Source organism: Thalassotalea agarivorans, from assembly GCF_030295955.1.
Lineage (GTDB): Bacteria > Pseudomonadota > Gammaproteobacteria > Enterobacterales > Alteromonadaceae > Thalassotalea_D > Thalassotalea_D agarivorans.
Genome location: NZ_AP027363.1, coordinates 1800176 through 1816105, shown reverse-complemented (window position 1 = coordinate 1816105; position 15930 = coordinate 1800176). Strand labels below are relative to the sequence as shown.

Below are 15930 nucleotides of genomic sequence, written 5' to 3'. Positions count from 1 at the left end.
TTCTGGATTGAATAGACCTTCCTCAAGTTGTTTGTAAACCCATTGAATTAGATAATTCCGTGCCTTTTTAATGAGTTTACTATCTATGTAACCATCACCAATTGTTAAGGACATTGAGCATGCCAAACAGTGTCACTTCCTAATGCCAAAATACACGCTTCTGCTGCTGTTAAACCTGCGTCAGGTACATCGATACCACATTCTCTTCTGTATGGTTGCGTTAAAGAGTCTGAATGGTAATAAATTTGGCAGTCGCCAGCTCCAACGCCCGCACGTAAGTGCCATTCTGAAGCTACACATTTGGGATCGCTTTCACACATGCTTCTGCATTTGTCATTCTCTGAAATTTGTATGACTTGAGAGTTAGCAATAAATCCATTGTCTAACGACCAATAAGCAAGATTGTCTTCTACAACAATTGATAAGTCACTACAGGTAGCGTAGGTGCTGTCGAACTCTGCAGGAATCATCGCGGTTAATGTGCCTGTTGGTGTTACGTGTGTATCAGAAGGGCACCCTTGCGGAAACTCACCTAAGTTAGCGAAAGCCTCACAAAAGTGTTGGAAATTATACTGTGCATCAGGATGTTGTTCTCCGGCATTAGATACACGGCAATCTGCAACGTTCCAATTGCCATCATTGTTAGCGTCTTCTTCCGGATCGTTTGCCCCGTTTTCGTTGGTATCCCAACAGTTAATGCCGTCAACGCCATCGATACCGTCTATGCCGTCAACACCGTCGACCCCATCTACGCCATCTTTTCCATCTTGAGGACAGCCCGCGAGTAGCATGCAGCCCAATAAAACAAGCGATATTTGCTTCCAAGATTTGTACATTGAACGTGATGTAAACATGAATAACCACCTTTTTTAGATCACCAAACATTAGCCTTATAAACTAGTATTAAGCAATTTTACAAAAAGTCTATTTTTTTCAATAAGGTAAATAAGAGATGGTTGATTAAGACTGATGTCATGTAAGCACTGTCTTATCCATGACATTTCTTAAATTTCTTACCGCTACCACAAGGGCAAGGATCGTTTCGTTTAATGCGTTTGAGCATTGCGTCTTGAATGATTTTTCCGTCTAGGTATTTCCATTGATCTTGTTCTTGGATGAAATTCGACACTTCGTGCATAAGATGTAATTGGTCACCTAACAGGAAATAGGCTTTAAATTCGACGGTAGGGTATAGGGAGGTATCGTTTGTTGACTTTGCATTTACAACTTCAAGCTTGACCCAATTCGCTTGCTCTGCCCACTCTCGCAGTGACGTTAGTGTTAAACCTTGCTGAGAGACACTTGCATAGGTGTCGTAAATATATTCCACAGCCTGTGTAGCATAGGCGGAATAACGCGAGCGCATTAATGCTTCGGGGCTTTGCGCGATAATGTTACCTATAATGATGGGCTGGCAACACTGTTCAAAAGTTTCACCTGAACCGCAAGGACAACGCATAATCTTCACTTAGTTGGGTTTAATTGCCCAGATTATAAATTGCTCTGCAGATGAATAATAGGTTAGTGCAAGGTATTTGTATTATCGACCACAATACAGCGAGTATTGCCAATGGCAGCACACGCAGATAGTTCGGTTGCTTGAGACTGTTCTACCAACCCTTGGTCTAGAACAATAGCACTGCAATTGCCTTTGCATAACGCTGCTTTAATGTTTTCAATGTCGACTTTAACTTTGTTGCTGTGGATGCATAAAATGTTTTTGTTTTCATTACTCATTCCTTTATGTCTAGATAGCACGTCTGCGCATTGTTCGCCAATAACCAATATCCACTTTTTACGATGGCCATATCGTTGGTAAATACGTTGGTATTGCATAGACAATTCTTCTTTAGAACGTGTCTCCATATGCTCAATAAACGGTGCATTAAAACGTGTTGCTGTAGGTTGTTTTTGTAAATTCATAATACTGTATAAATAAACACTGTATGAATAAACAGTATATTTAAATTGAACATAAATCAAGTGTTTTTTGAACAAAAATTAGTAAATGTTGAAAGGGTTATTGGTTTACTTGGGAGAAAAACAAGTTGCGTGCTGAGAGCTGCGAGCTGTGGGTGTAAGGACTAAGGGCTAAGAAGTAAGGGCAAAGAAATAAGGGCTATTAATTAATCGACAAGCATTGAATGTTGAAAATAAAAAGTTCCTAGTCTCTAAAAAAGAGGTCCCGCATCAAAGTGCGGGATGACGGTATTCACTTGCTCCATTCTTCTTGCACCATGCACCTTTAGTACAACAGGGCGCGAGCTGTAATATCGTTCTGAGTATTAAGTCCCTGCAACGAAGTAGACAAAAACCCTAAATCGGCATACTAAACAGCAAACGAATAGCACTAATGTTATCGGCATATTGATAACTGATTCCGATGCGATCCCAGCCCATCCAGTCGTACATTAGGTTTTCACGAAACTTAAAAGTAATACCTGCCTCGAAGCGCGAATTAATGCTAATTTCACCCAATTGAAAATCGAGCGAACCAAAGCGTTGCATGTCATTGACGGGCTCGTAAAAGTTAACTTCTTTGAAGTACCAATGCGCTGAAACGAAAAAGCGAGGTTGGAAGTAGTTATTGCCTAAGGCGTACCAGTGAGGAATACCTACATCAAGTCCTAGTTGATAGGCAGCGTAGGCGTCTTGGTCAGCATCAAACTTACCTTCGTACGCGGCATAATAGAGGCGATTGGCAAGAATAAGGTCATAGTCGTCTATCCTGTAATCAGAAATAGCGGATACACCGGCAGAGTGGACAAGCACATTTTCGTTGGTGGTTAGGTTAGCAGCAAAGCCAAAATCTAAATAGAATTCCAAGGCAAAGTCTTGTTCAAGCTGATGCCTAAGAAATATACCTGGAGTAAAGGATAATGTGCCGATTTCATCAGGTAAATCTAGATCGGGCAAATCAACTAGCGAGAAATTAAAGAAACCTACCGAGACAGGCAGACGAATACCATAGGTGTTTTTGCCTTCATCTTTTACATCAAACGAAAACGGCATGTTAAAAATATTCGCTTGTTGTTCGCCGCCAGTGGTATAAAAACCGCCACCTAAATAATTGGCAAATGCATAGTGCACACTTCTTACTTCTTCACCTTTTATTGGTAAAGCGATAAAGCAGCAGACAAACATGAGCAAAAATCTAACAGCGTGAACCATGATGTGAGAGGCGCCATTAATACATAAGTAGATGTTATCTAATGTATATTAAGTCGGCTAAAAACAACAATTTTTTTACAATAGGTAGATCCTAGCTAGCAAAGCGAAGTAAGCTATAGAAAAGGATAAAAATAACATTACGCAATTTCATGATTAACAAAGCTGTTTTTTACTTCTGTTTACTGCTTGCTACTAATGTCCCAATGGCGTTAGCACAAGAAGCCGAGCGACCTAAGATAGGGCTTGTACTTAGTGGTGGTGGCGCAAAGGGCGCGGCTCACATTGGTGTGCTTGAAACGCTAGAAAAAAACAATATTCCTGTAGATTATATTGCCGGTACAAGCATAGGTGCTTATGTGGCTGGTATGTATGCACTTGGCTATGATGCGCAAGAAATTAAAACATTGATGTTTTCTACCGATTGGGCACTTGGCTACTCAGATATTATTCCGCGCAAAGATTTAAGTTTTGAAGACAAAGAGCTGCGCGACAAGTACAACCTACCAATAAAAGCAGGCTACAAAGATAACAAGGTAGTAACTCCTGGTGGCGTGTTAATCGGTCAAACGATGGCGATGTTGCTTAAGAGTAATACCAACTTAGTCAGAGAATTTGATTCCTTTGATGAACTCGCTATTCCGTATCGCGCCATTGCGGCAGATCTAGAAACCGGCAATGCGGTTGTACTTGATAAAGGCAGCATAGTAACCGCTATGAAGGCGTCTGCAAGTGTGCCAGGAGCGCTCGATCCGGTTTCATTGAATGGCAAAATTTTGGTCGACGGTGGTGTTGCTAATAATATGCCTGTAGATATTGTCAAAGCGATGGGTGCAGACATTATTATTGCGGTTGATATTGGCGCGTCATTGGCGAAAAAGGAAGACATTAACGGTACCTTAGCTGTTATGGGGCAGTTATCGACTATTCTTACCGCCAAGACCACCGAATACCAAAAAACCTTACTAACCCCGCGCGATATTCTGATTAGGCCTGATGTTGGTGAAATGAGCACCACAGATTTCGAAATCATGCCAGACGCCTATAAAATGGGTCTACTTGCAGCAAGTTCTGCTGAGCCTCGTTTAAAACAGCTTTCTGTTTCAGATACTGCCTTTACTCAATATCAAGAAAACAAAAAAGAAGAGCGCAAGGCTTGGTTAAACCCGCTAGAAAATGTTGTGACTAAAATCGTGGTCAATAATGCATCAAAAGTAGATGATGACATTATCCTTGAAAAATTTGATATTGCTACGGGGCAGGTAGTTACTTGGCCAGAGATTAAAGCCGGTATAGACCGTGTTTATTCCCTTAATGTATTTGAACGCGTTGACGTTGAATTCGATGATACCGAAGACGGTCGTGTTTTACAGTTGATCACCAAAGCTAAATCTTGGGGCCCTAATTTTTTCCACTTGGGCTTAAGCATTGAAGATGACTTTGACGATAGCGCTGTTCTTAGTGTCGATTTAGCTTATGTGATGACCGACATTACCGACAATGGCGGCGTATGGAAAAATGAAGTGTCATTAGGTTGGGAGCGTTCTATTGGTACAGAGTTGTTCTTGCCAATGGATGACGAACAGCACTTTTTTACACGTAGCAGAGCCGCATTTATTAATGATAAATGGCGCCTGTCAACCGACACAGGTGCGCAGCAAGAACTATTAAAACGCTATGTTGAAGCAGGTTTTGGCTTTGGTTATAAGCATACCGATTTTGGTATTGTAGAAATTGGCGCTTTGGGCGAGCGTGGTTATTTGGAAAATCAATCTATTAGCTCTGACAAACCGGATTTCACTTCTTACGGTGGTTACTTTCGTTTTGCCTACGACACGCTTGATAACATTAACTTTCCTACGCAAGGCAATCGCATAACGTTCGACGTTAAGTATCTGGAAGATAGTTACGATCCGCGCTTAACTACCATGCCAGACGATACCTCTGTTCAATACTCAATTAATTGGCGTGGCGCAATAAGCGTTGGTAACTCAAGTCTTGTTGGCATCATGATGTACGACAAAATAGAGAATGACTCTGACTTCACCGTTCATGTTAAAGAATTAGGTGGTTTTTTAAACCTTTCGGGTTACGCAAAAGACTCTCTCGTTGGTCCATATCGCTTTTTATCCGCGCTGTTGTATCAATACGATCTAGCTAGAGAAGTACCCGGCTCTTCTGGTTTACCTTTGTATTTAGGGGGCAGTGTAGAAGCGGGTAATGTGTGGCCAATTAATATGCGAGTCGATATAAAAGACTTGATATACAGTGGCAGTTTGTATTTAGGTACAGATACACCGGTAGGCCCAGCGGCCCTTGGTGTAGGCGTTGCTGATGATGGCAATGTTACCGTGTTTATTTCTTTAGGTAAGAATTGGTAATGAGACAGTTTTTATATGGTGTACTGCTGTGTTTAGCGTGTTCAGTTAACGCTAAGCAGTTTGGTAATGTCTATGTCAGTCAAGTGGTCAGCGTGTATGACGCGGATACCTTTCGTGTGAATCTACAAAACTTTCCTGATATTGCAGGAAAAAACATGCCGATTCGAGTCAATGGCGTCGATGCACCTGAAATTAGAGGTAAATGCACTTACGAGAAAGCGCTAGCTAAAAAAGCGAAAGCCTTTGCACAAGCCTTACTGCTCAATGCTAAAGAAATTGAGCTTAAAAACATGCAACGGGGTAAGTATTTTCGCTTTATTGCCGACGTCTACATTGATGGTAAAAACCTAGCGAATTTATTAATAGAGCACAATTTAGCGCGGCCTTATCAAGGCGGGAAAAGGCAATCTTGGTGTAATCAACAAACGGAGTAAACAACATGGCAAAGCACATTCCCTTTGGCGATCCGGTTAATCATGCCGAGTCTTGGGCATTTAATTTACTTAAAAAGCAGTTGCCAGATAATTATGTGCTGTTAACTAATGTTGAGATCCCGAAAAAGTCTGGTCAAGCAATGGAAGTTGATGCTTTGGTCGTTGGCGAGTGGGGCGTATACGTTGTTGATGTAAAAGGTTACATGGGTCAACTTGAAGCTGGTCTGCATGCTTGGACGCTCGATGGGCATCAAGTGGAGAATAGCCTGTCAAAAGCAAACTATGTTGCCCGTGTTTTGGCTGGCAATATCCGTAAAAAAGCACCTTATGGCGTGTTTCCACCTTGGTGCCAGGGCATGGTCTTTGTTACCGGCAGAGAGGGCGACGCTATCGATCTGCACAAGGATGCGGGTGATCTAAGTATCTATACACCACAAAACATAGTCTCTGCACTAACTCAGGAATGGGGCTCAACTGCTGATCGTAAATTCAATGTATCGGAACAGCAAAAGAAAGTTGTATTAGATACCATTGGCCAAGTGGCACTAATGGAAAAACGCGCTAAGAAAGTACAAGATTTTCAAAAAACCTTGTGTTTATACCAGCGCAATGGCATTGAAATCTGGCAAGCAGAATATAACCTCGGTGGTTGGAAAACCGATTGGTTGTTGAAAATTTTAATCGCAGCTGATTTTGAAGATGAAGCAAGCTATCGCCAACAATGTAATATGCTGACCGAGCAACTAAAGCGTTTACAAGCCTTATCTGGTTGCAGCGGAGTACCACTTTGCTCGTCGATTATCGATGATGGTGAGCAGATGGTATTACCCATCAAAATCCCTCAGGGGCGTCCTATACAGTTTTTTGACCCACTATCGGTTGATCATAATCAACGCGTTAGCATTTTGCGCAGAGCAGCTACATCGCTTCAACAAATCCATGGTTCCGGTTATAGCGTCAGTAACTGGGCTGACAATCAGGTATTTATTTCAGAGCAGGGTGATGTTGAATTCATTGATATTGAAAACACCAAAACCATGCAAGAGGATTTACAGTCCTTTGCACAAAGCTTTGAAAAGTTTGCTCAGCACATCGACAGTCCACTGGTAACACTATGGTTTGCGAAGGCTATAAAAGGCGAATGGATTTCACTCGACGAGCTTCGTGCAGAGCTTTCTACAACCTTGATGCAACACAAACTCAGTAAAAACGCTCAATCTAGCAGTGATGATATTTTGAATGGCCGTTACAAATTGGTTGAACGCATTCGCGAAGGGGACAATAGCGAAATTTGGCAAGCCCGACATTTATTGGGCAATTTTGACTGCAGTGTGGTGCTTTATAAGAACGTGTCTGAATCTTGGCTAGGTTTGAGCGACAGCTACCGCCGTATTAAAAGTTTGTATCACCCTAATATAGAACGCATCATTGAATTTGGTCGCTGCCCAGATCGCAATGAATTGTTTTTAAGCAAAGAGTGGGTAACAGGAGAAACCCTGCGCGATTTAAAAGGTACACTATCGCCAGAGCAAGCTGGCCTTTGGTTTGACCAACTGCATCAGGCGCTTGGTTATCTGCATCAGTTCGATATCTTTCATGGCGGTATCTCGCTAGCCAATATTGTAGCGCATCATGAAAAAGCGACGTTTGTTAATTTTGGTTTAGGGTTAGATGCAATTGCCAAAAAAGATGTGCGTCAAAAGGTAGATGTTGACGAGGAAATTTGGTCGGTTGAAGACGAAGGTATTCGCGATATTTTTTCTCTAGCAGCAAGCTTTATTATCGCGTTAAGCGAGCAAGCTATCCCGGAAACGCTGACGCTTGAATCACTCGAGCAAATGAAGCAAGGGTTAGACCCTACTTTTTTAACTGAAACACGTGGCCAAATAATAGAAGACGCCTTGCGTATAATTAAGGTATAGTAACTACGAAAGGTTTTTACCATGAGTTAACCAACAATAATTATATAGGTTAGTAGTCCATGCGTTTCATTCGTAACATCCTTGTTAGCTGTTGTCTAACACTTGCTACAGTTGTAGGTGCAATAGAAGCTCCAGAGGCGATTGCGCCCATGCTCGTTGAGCTTGAAGCAAAGCAAACCATTGCTGAAAAACACAGCTATTGGCTATCTATCGAATCACAATTGGCGCGTGATGATCTGCACAGTCGCGGCGTATACTACCGTCAGTTAGGCGCATTGCTTGAAGAGAAGAACGATATAAAAGCAGCGTTTAACGCTTATGACAGAGCTGTCGATATTTTATCTGCAATTGCGCCTACAGCTGACTTGGTTAAGTCCCATCAAGATCGTTCTTACATGATATATTTGCAGTCTAAAGACGTGTCTGAATACTGTCCTGACCGAGTAAAAGCACTGGCATTAGCGAGAGAGCTAAACGACTCACTCGTGCTTATGGAAACCCTAATTTTCAATTCGTTTTGCTATGAAAAGCCAGAACAATTGCAAGATGCATTGGCGTTGCTTGAAGAGGCAACGCAATTGGCAGAACAATACGACGATGACTTTGCTTCAAGAGCCATGGTTTACAATGCAACGGGGCATGTGTACTCACAAAGCAATATATTCTACAAAGCGATCGATTATTACGAAAAAGCATTTGCAGCCTTTGAACAAATAAATGATGAAACCGATGCGTTTAACATGGCGCATTCCATTTCGATGATAGCCACTGAACTAGCGCGCTGGGACGTTGCTGATAAATACAATCAGTACATGTATGACAAAGCAAAAACAACGGCAAAAACCTCTCACGATTATTTGTTTTTTGCCCATTACAACAGTGGACGTACTGCCTATTTTAAAAATGAATACGATCAAGCTATCGCATTATTAACTAAAGCGTTAGCTGAACGTCATACCACTGAAGAAGTGTACTTTGTGAAGGTGCTTCATGTGACATTAGCGAAAGCGTATGCGCGTAGTAAAAACTATGAAAAAGCGTATATGCACGCGGTGCTTTATCTTGGCGGAAAAGATAGCATCACGGTAAATAACAGCAATGATGTAGACGCTTTGGCGATAAAAGCTTATGGCGAAAAAGATTACCAGCAAGTGATTGAACACTTGATCCATCGTATTGAAATGGAGCGCAAACAAAAGCTCGATTTTATTCGAAACGAAGCGATTCATAAGGCGCTTGACCACGATGTGACTATGGCAACATATCAAAATCAAGCAATGGCGGCAGAGCTTGCGCTAAAAGAAGCGCGTTTGCAAAAGAGCGCGCAAGAAACAAAAGCAGATATATTGTTACTATCTTTGCTTGTGATTGTGGTGATTGGCTTGATAGCGGTTGTTATCAATGTGCGTAAATCGCGTGATGTATTTCAAAAACAGGCGCAAAAAGATGCGCTAACTAACATTTTTAATCGTGGCTATATTCTTAGCGAAAGCGAAACCCTATTCACACAAGCTAAAAAAGACAACGCACCGTTGTCGGTTATTTTGTTTGATGTCGATCACTTTAAATCGATTAACGACAGCTACGGCCATCAAACTGGTGATTTAGTGTTAAAAGCGGTCACAGACCTTTGCCAAACGTTTTTGCGTAAAACAGAGCTGTTTGGTCGCTATGGCGGAGAAGAATTTTTGGTTGTATTGCCAGATACTCATTTGGCAGTGGCCCAAACGGTTGCTGAACGTTTGCGTCAAAACATTGAGTCAATGACGGTAAGCGCCGACAATGCGCTTATCGAGGTCACTGTATCACTTGGCGTTGGCTGTATTAAGCCAGGTTATGAAAACTTTGACCAGCTGCTTCATGCTACCGATAAAGCATTATACAAAGCAAAAGAGGGCGGTCGTAACCAAGTGCAGCGCGATTAACTATTCGTTAATGTAAAGCACAACACTACCGCCGCTAAGTACGCTACCTTTATGGATGTTGATGCCAATACCTATGTTATCAACCCATGAAGTGTAGCGCGTTGTATCAAACAAAAAGCCAAAACCAACTTCGTAAAAATGGTTGGTTTTGAGTGAAGATTCCATATCACCTTGCACGTCTACACGTTGAAATTTGAGGTATAAGGACTCCGCGTCAAATTTACCGTCATGCAGCGAAATATGGCTCGTTAATCTATTGTTTAAGCGCAAACCTGATGGACTAGCACCTTGTGTCGCATCATCGCCAGCAAAGGTTTTACCGTAGAATACATATAGATCGGCGTCATATTGCCAGTGGCCCCAACGGGTTTCTTCTAGGTAAGACATTTTAACATTTGGCTCAATGACAAAGGCATTAGCAGAGGTGTTGAAGTAAACATCATCAAGTGAAGAACGCTGCGATATGCTGACAGGGTCTTGATAGTCATATTCGTTGTGGTGGTGCATCAAATATCCGCCTAATCGCAGTGTTAAAGTCCACTGCTCTGTAATAGGTGTTTTAGCGCCATAGCCTACATAGATAGATCCGATTTTGTCGGTAAAGCTGTCAGGATTTTGCTGTTCGGTAAAGGTTATTTGCTGGCCCTTATCTTTTACATAGGAAGCACTTAACGATAAATATGATTGCCAATCATCGTTAATATTAGGCAATTCCACAGTGTAAGGTATCGAAAACACGGACAGATTGTTTCTGACGCTTAAACTATCCGGTGTGGTGCCTGTATCAAGCTCAGGAATAAATTCATCTGGGTCGAAGTTGGCGAAACCCAAGGTTATGGTTTCGGAGTTACTGATGACGACTGCGGTCGCGAACACTTCTTCAAATTGCTTCTGCGCAATGGTGCTCGCGACACTAGGCAGGCAAACGGTGCTGCATAAAAAGTAGGTGGTTAACCTTGCTTTTTGTTGCCATTGTTTTAATTTCATCAGTCCAACAAGTTTGATATGTTTTAGTCAGATTACTTTTTCAATAGTCAGGTTTCAAGTCTAAATAAGGTGTGAGTTAGTTTATGAGAAGTTTGTTTTCCAATCGTCAGTTAGCTTTATTGTTTTTGTTTAACGTTGCATTGGGAATGGCCTTTATTCGCTTCACTCCGCTTATGTTCAGCTACGGCAAAGAACATTTCGACAGTGTCTGGCAAATACTAATGACAACACCGTTTTTGCTGTTCTATTGGGTATTCGGCATTTTTGTGTTTATTTTTATTAGCTTTTCGCTGGTAAAGGTCGTTGCCACCAATTTATATGAACAACTAGCTGGATGGTTTTACGTGTTGCTGGCGTTAATTCCCATCACAGCGTTTGTCATGACTAAATTGGCTACCCATAAAAGATACGGCGCGTTCACAAAGCGTGCATTGATTATTATAGGGCTCGCGATAGCCAACTATGTATCGCTTTATAGCTTCTTTTTGTCGATGGGGGTGTAAGCACCTAACGCAGAACGCTGGTGCTTACAGAGTTTTGTTAGTGCCCAAATTGAACGCGAACGCCAGCGTTTACGGTAAAGCCATCATTTCTTGACCATATATCAGTCGTCCAAACGCCGCTAGGTGCTTGCGCTGGCAGAACAAGCGGATCAATTTTGGTTTGGCGCACGTTTAACAAATTTTCAGCGTTAATGAACCAGCTTACATTCCCCAATGTAATTTGGCCTAATAATCCGAGGTGCCAGTAGGCTTTACTTTTGCTTCTATATGGGTTGTTTTCTAGCAGTTGCGTGCCGGTGTAGTAAGCTTCAAAACCCAATAACCCTTTACCATGCTGTTCCCACATAATGATAGCGCCAGCTGAATGCTCTGGTGTCAGTGCGATAGGTCGTTGCTCTATACTGGTTAAATCTAGTTTGCTGGTATCTGTATAAAGATAACTGCCGGTAAATTTAACATCATGCCAACGATATCTAACCAGCAGTTCAGAGCCTTTTATGGTAGTTTCAGCCGGTGAGTTTACGATACGCACGCCTTTGTCAGAAGTAAGTGCTGGCGGCAATGTTTGTAATTCGGTTGCTTTTTCAATATTTGATTCAAACAAAGTTAGGCCAGTTTCCAAGCTACCAACAATGTACGTGGCGTCAATGGCTGCCGTGGTTGCACGTTCTTCTTCAACGTTTGTTAGAGGTTCGAGCTTTGATAACCCCGCGGCATCAATATCTTCAATAAAAGGTGTTGGTGCAAAAAAACCTTTACCAAATGCGCCACGAATACTCCAGTTTTCTGGATGGTATAAAAGTGAAATTCTAGGACTTAATTGGTTGCCATATTCACTGTGCCAATCTCTTCGAGCACTAACCGACGAAGAAATCTCGTCTGTCAGGGCATAGTCTACCTTTGCAAAAATACCGGGCACATCATATTGATAATCGAATTCAGAAAACGTTTCGGAGGTAAATGAATCACTTTGTATTGCCGTACCTATAACCCAATCGATATTGTCACTATAGCCTGAAACACTTGCTTCAATCAGTGAGCTTTGATGGCTGTCTATCTCGATTGTTGTGCCGTAGCTGTGATCGTCATCTTGTCTCATCGCTGAACCGCGCAAGCTAAAGGTATAGTTGTCCATAAAGGCTTTATCGAACACAAAACCTACATCATTTCTTTGTGTTTGAAGTAACTGTTCATAGCTAGTACCGTCGGGTAATAATTGCCCCGGCAGGGTACCGCCCGTTCTGTCTTCATACATTGTGCCAATTGTTAGATAGAGATTCTCACCGTTATCCCCACTCCAATAAAAACGTGGGCGTGCAACAACACGTTCATAACCTGCGATATCTATCCAGCCGTCTTTGTCTAAATCTTGTGTTTGCTGATGGTGAACGCCAGCCGTGACTGAGGCGCTAATGCTATCCGTTAGCGGACTAGCAAAGTATGCCGTTAAATCTTGTCCCTGTTTCGAGGTTAAATTTAGCAGCACTTCACCTTCAAATTCGTCTTTTGGTTGTCGTGATATCAAATTGATCACGCCGCCTAGTGCTGAGCCACCATACATAGAGGAAGCAGAACCTTTGATGATCTCTACCGTTGCTAAATCAGTTGGCGGAATTTGCATTAGCCCAATAGACGGTGTTTGTCCGCCATATAGAGGCAAACCATCACTTAGCAATTGCGTATAGCGACCATACATACTTTGTAGTCTAATGTTTGCATTGCCCATGGCGGGTGAGGTGGTTTGTACTCTTACGCCACCTGTTTCAGCAACTAGCATAGAGATATTGCCTGGGCGCATAAGCGCCTTTTCCTGAATTTCTTCGCCGTTAATAATTTCTATGCGTGTTGGCGAGTGGCTAACGATACGGCCTAAACGGTTAGCTCTTACTTGTATTTTTTCAATCGAATCTTCTTCATGGTGATGCTCGTCATGATGTTCATCATGGTGCTCATCGGCGTGTGTTTGTTCTGGTGTATTAGTTTGTATTGTTTCGTCAATATTAGTAGCGCTTACTGTTGCACAAAACAAAGCTGATATTGATAATGAAAAGGATGCATTAAGCACCTGTTTTATTGTCATATTTGTTGCAGATTTTGTCTCTTTTATTTTGCGCTAATGTAGCGCAATGTGGTGTTAAAAACTAACGTAATTCTTCAAAAACAAGACAAATTCCTAAAAAAACACGCTAAAGCAAAGAAAGCCTCAAAAACAAAGCAAAAAGTTCGGTAAGGAGAGCCGATAGAAGACGACGTAAATATGCCTTTTGGCAAAGAAGAGTTATGGCTTAGTTAATTATTTTATTAGGTTATACTGTACATTCGCCGCTTGCTTGGTAATATGCGTGCAAAACCAAGGGGTGCATCGTAGATGCTGAGATAAAACCCTTATTACCTGATTCGGATAATGCCGACGTAGGGATGGTTAAGTGATAAATAGCAGGTATTTCCCTGACGCCATTTATCCTAGCCTCTCTTTATTGGCATCTTTTAAAGAGAGCATAATGAAACATTTAAAATCATCACTTTCGCTTGCTATTGCACTAGCGCTTCAACCCGTTACTAGTTACGCACAAGATGCTGACACAGAGAAAGAGCAGCTTGAACAAGATATTGAAGTGATTACCGTTCAGTCTAGTTACCGCCAAAATTCTCTTCAATCTTCAACCGCATCTATCGCGGTGTTATCAAGCCAAGACATTGATACGCGCAATGCCATTAACTTAGAGGAAGTGCTTGGTGGTGTCGCCAACATTAATTTTTCTAGTGGTTCTCAACGTGCTCGTTACTTTCAGGTACGCGGAATTGGTGAAAGAAGTCAGTTTCAAGAACCGATTAACCCATCAGTTGGTTTGATTATTGATGACATCGATTTCTCAGGTATCGGTAGCGTTGCGTCGACGTTTGATATTGAACAAATAGAATTCTTCCGAGGCCCTCAAGGTACACGTTTTGGTGCCAATGCCTTGGCTGGTTTGATTTATATGTCGTCTAACCGCCCAAGTGATGATTTTGAAGGCGCAGTGCGACTAACTGCTGCCAATTACAACAGCTATGATGCTGGCGTAGTGTTATCTGGCCCAGCTAGCGATGCAGTTAACTACCGTATTGTTGCAGAGAAAAATGTCAGTGATGGTTTTATCGACAACACCTATTTAGGCGTGAGTGATACCAACAATCGTGACGAAACAACGTTAAAGGGTAGTGTGGCGATAGAGGCAAGCAATGATCTAACCATTGATCTTAATGTGATATACGCAGATTTTGACAATGGTTATGACGCGTTTAGCCTAGACAATACTCGTGAAACCCTGTCTGACCAACCAGGTGTTGATCAACAGCAAACGACAGCAGCGAGCGCTAAATTTACTTATACTGGCTTTGACAGCTTCCAGCTTATTTCAATCTTAAGTCATGCAACGTCTGATTTGACCTACGGTTATGACGAAGATTGGAGTTATGTTGGTTTACACCCATGGGAGTATTCTTCTACAGACTACTATTTACGTGATAAAGACAATACAACCGCTGAAATCCGTCTAGTTTCTGAACCTGAACATAGAATTTTTGCTGACACTACTGATTGGGTTGTGGGCGTATTTGTAAAAAATGATAGTGAAGATTTAACGCGCCAATATACCTATTTAGATAGCGATTTTTCGTCTGAATTTAGCGCCACTAATATCGCCGTTTTTGGTCAATTGGATACGCATTTAACTGATAAATTGACGTTAACCACGGGTGTTAGAGCAGAGCAGCGTAATACAGACTACGACAACACAGATGGTTTATCATTCACGCCAGACGATACCATGTTTGGTGGCAAGCTTGTGCTTTCCTATCAATTATCAGAGAGCAGCATGACCTATGCGTCAGTTAACCGCGGCTTTAAAGCCGGCAGTGTTAACAGTAACGGTAGCTTACCTGATGAATTGCGCGTATTCGATCCTGAATATCTTTGGAACTATGAGTTAGGCTATAAAGCTTCGCTACTAAACAACAGTGCGGTGCTTCGAGCTGCCGTGTTTTACATGAGCCGTGAAGATATTCAAATTAGTAGTTATCATTTAAATGAGCGCCCAGATGGTTCTTCTGAGTTTATCAGTTACTGGGACAATGCTGCCAAAGGTAGCAATGCTGGCGCAGAAATCGAATTTTTATGGGACATTAACGATAGCGTAAATATCTATTCTAGCCTTGGATTACTAGACACGGACTTTAGCGGCTTTACATACGCTGACGGCTCTCGAGAAACAGGTAGAGATCAAGCGCATGCGCCGTCTTACCAAGCAAACCTAGGTGCGAATTACTTTGTGACAGAGCAGTGGCTTGTAAACGTAAACCTTGATAGTAAAGATGGTTTTTACTTTTCGGACAGCCATCAAGAACAATCTGATAGCGTCACCATTTTATCGGCGTCGTTTAGCTATTTAGCCGACGATTGGCAAGTAAAAGTTTGGACGCGTAATGTAACCGATGAGCTATACGCTACACGTGGTTTCTATTTTGGTAATGACCCAAGAGATGGTTATACACCTAAAGCTTACTATCAATATGGTGAACCAGCGCGCTTTGGTATTACATTCGACTATAACTTCTAAGAGCGGAGGATA

General features: G+C 42.0%; 12 protein-coding genes and 1 riboswitch. Of the genes, 6 read left to right on the top strand and 6 right to left on the bottom strand.

What is annotated here, in order from left to right; genetic code table 11:
• Nucleotides 1-104 precede the first annotated feature (104 nt).
• From QUD85_RS08485 to QUD85_RS08470, 4 genes are all read right to left on the bottom strand, one after another.
• A complete protein-coding gene (locus QUD85_RS08485) occupies nt 105-854 on the bottom strand; it encodes a hypothetical protein (protein WP_093329536.1) in 750 nt (249 codons plus the stop codon).
• Between the two features lie 134 nt (nt 855-988).
• Nucleotides 989-1459, bottom strand: a complete 471-nt coding sequence (locus QUD85_RS08480) for a YchJ family protein (RefSeq protein WP_093329538.1) — start codon at nt 1457-1459, stop codon at nt 989-991.
• A gap of 62 nt (nt 1460-1521) precedes the next feature.
• The gene (locus tag QUD85_RS08475) at nt 1522-1923 is read right to left on the bottom strand and encodes a hypothetical protein (protein ID WP_093329539.1); all 402 of its coding nucleotides are present in this window, start codon (nt 1921-1923) and stop codon (nt 1522-1524) included.
• A gap of 393 nt (nt 1924-2316) precedes the next feature.
• Nucleotides 2317-3144, bottom strand: a complete 828-nt coding sequence (locus QUD85_RS08470) for a hypothetical protein (RefSeq protein ID WP_286218372.1) — start codon at nt 3142-3144, stop codon at nt 2317-2319.
• A gap of 176 nt (nt 3145-3320) precedes the next feature.
• On the opposite strand from QUD85_RS08470, the gene QUD85_RS08465 reads away from it, so the two are divergent.
• Genes QUD85_RS08465 through QUD85_RS08450 form a run of 4 tightly spaced genes read left to right on the top strand, consistent with a single transcriptional unit; the run spans nt 3321 to nt 9830 of the window.
• Entirely contained in the window at nt 3321-5549 is a 2229-nt protein-coding gene (locus tag QUD85_RS08465; RefSeq protein WP_093329543.1) for a patatin-like phospholipase family protein, read from the top strand.
• A complete protein-coding gene (locus QUD85_RS08460; protein WP_093329544.1) occupies nt 5549-5983 on the top strand; it encodes a thermonuclease family protein in 435 nt (144 codons plus the stop codon). The genes QUD85_RS08465 and QUD85_RS08460 overlap by 1 nt, the downstream gene beginning before the upstream one ends.
• 5 nt (nt 5984-5988) lie before the next feature.
• Nucleotides 5989-7905 carry an NERD domain-containing protein kinase family protein gene (locus QUD85_RS08455; protein ID WP_093329546.1) on the top strand — a complete coding sequence of 639 codons (1917 nt, stop codon included), beginning with the start codon at nt 5989-5991 and terminating at the stop codon, nt 7903-7905.
• Nucleotides 7906-7964: 59 nt separating this feature from the next.
• The gene (locus QUD85_RS08450) at nt 7965-9830 is read left to right on the top strand and encodes a tetratricopeptide repeat-containing diguanylate cyclase (protein ID WP_093329547.1); all 1866 of its coding nucleotides are present in this window, start codon (nt 7965-7967) and stop codon (nt 9828-9830) included.
• On the opposite strand, the gene QUD85_RS08445 is transcribed toward QUD85_RS08450, so the two are convergent.
• Nucleotides 9831-10817 carry a Solitary outer membrane autotransporter beta-barrel domain gene (locus QUD85_RS08445; protein WP_093329549.1) on the bottom strand — a complete coding sequence of 329 codons (987 nt, stop codon included), beginning with the start codon at nt 10815-10817 and terminating at the stop codon, nt 9831-9833.
• An 83-nt stretch (nt 10818-10900) separates the two neighbouring features.
• Between QUD85_RS08445 and QUD85_RS08440 the strand changes: the two genes are divergently transcribed.
• On the top strand, nt 10901-11320 hold the full coding sequence (locus QUD85_RS08440) for a hypothetical protein (protein ID WP_093329550.1): 420 nt from the start codon (nt 10901-10903) through the stop codon (nt 11318-11320).
• A gap of 37 nt (nt 11321-11357) precedes the next feature.
• Here QUD85_RS08440 and QUD85_RS08435 read toward each other — a convergent pair whose 3' ends face one another.
• A complete protein-coding gene (locus tag QUD85_RS08435; RefSeq protein WP_093329552.1) occupies nt 11358-13400 on the bottom strand; it encodes a TonB-dependent receptor plug domain-containing protein in 2043 nt (680 codons plus the stop codon).
• Nucleotides 13401-13663: 263 nt separating this feature from the next.
• Nucleotides 13664-13756: riboswitch (TPP riboswitch) on the top strand.
• A gap of 65 nt (nt 13757-13821) precedes the next feature.
• Between QUD85_RS08435 and QUD85_RS08430 the strand changes: the two genes are divergently transcribed.
• Nucleotides 13822-15918, top strand: coding sequence for a TonB-dependent receptor (locus QUD85_RS08430; RefSeq protein WP_093329553.1), 2097 nt, complete (start codon nt 13822-13824; stop codon nt 15916-15918).
• Nucleotides 15919-15930: the final 12 nt, after the last annotated feature.

Bases quoted from the DNA above. Each gene is read 5' to 3' on its own strand.
- QUD85_RS08485 (WP_093329536.1), bottom strand. From the start codon at position 854: ATGTTTACATCACGTTCAATGTACAAATCTTGGAAGCAAATATCGCTT.
- QUD85_RS08480 (WP_093329538.1), bottom strand. From the start codon at position 1,459: ATGCGTTGTCCTTGCGGTTCAGGTGAAACTTTTGAACAGTGTTGCCAG.
- QUD85_RS08475 (WP_093329539.1), bottom strand. From the start codon at position 1,923: ATGAATTTACAAAAACAACCTACAGCAACACGTTTTAATGCACCGTTT.
- QUD85_RS08470 (WP_286218372.1), bottom strand. From the start codon at position 3,144: ATGTTTGTCTGCTGCTTTATCGCTTTACCAATAAAAGGTGAAGAAGTA.
- QUD85_RS08465 (WP_093329543.1), top strand. From the start codon at position 3,321: ATGATTAACAAAGCTGTTTTTTACTTCTGTTTACTGCTTGCTACTAAT.
- QUD85_RS08460 (WP_093329544.1), top strand. From the start codon at position 5,549: ATGAGACAGTTTTTATATGGTGTACTGCTGTGTTTAGCGTGTTCAGTT.
- QUD85_RS08455 (WP_093329546.1), top strand. From the start codon at position 5,989: ATGGCAAAGCACATTCCCTTTGGCGATCCGGTTAATCATGCCGAGTCT.
- QUD85_RS08450 (WP_093329547.1), top strand. From the start codon at position 7,965: ATGCGTTTCATTCGTAACATCCTTGTTAGCTGTTGTCTAACACTTGCT.
- QUD85_RS08445 (WP_093329549.1), bottom strand. From the start codon at position 10,817: ATGAAATTAAAACAATGGCAACAAAAAGCAAGGTTAACCACCTACTTT.
- QUD85_RS08440 (WP_093329550.1), top strand. From the start codon at position 10,901: ATGAGAAGTTTGTTTTCCAATCGTCAGTTAGCTTTATTGTTTTTGTTT.
- QUD85_RS08435 (WP_093329552.1), bottom strand. From the start codon at position 13,400: ATGACAATAAAACAGGTGCTTAATGCATCCTTTTCATTATCAATATCA.
- QUD85_RS08430 (WP_093329553.1), top strand. From the start codon at position 13,822: ATGAAACATTTAAAATCATCACTTTCGCTTGCTATTGCACTAGCGCTT.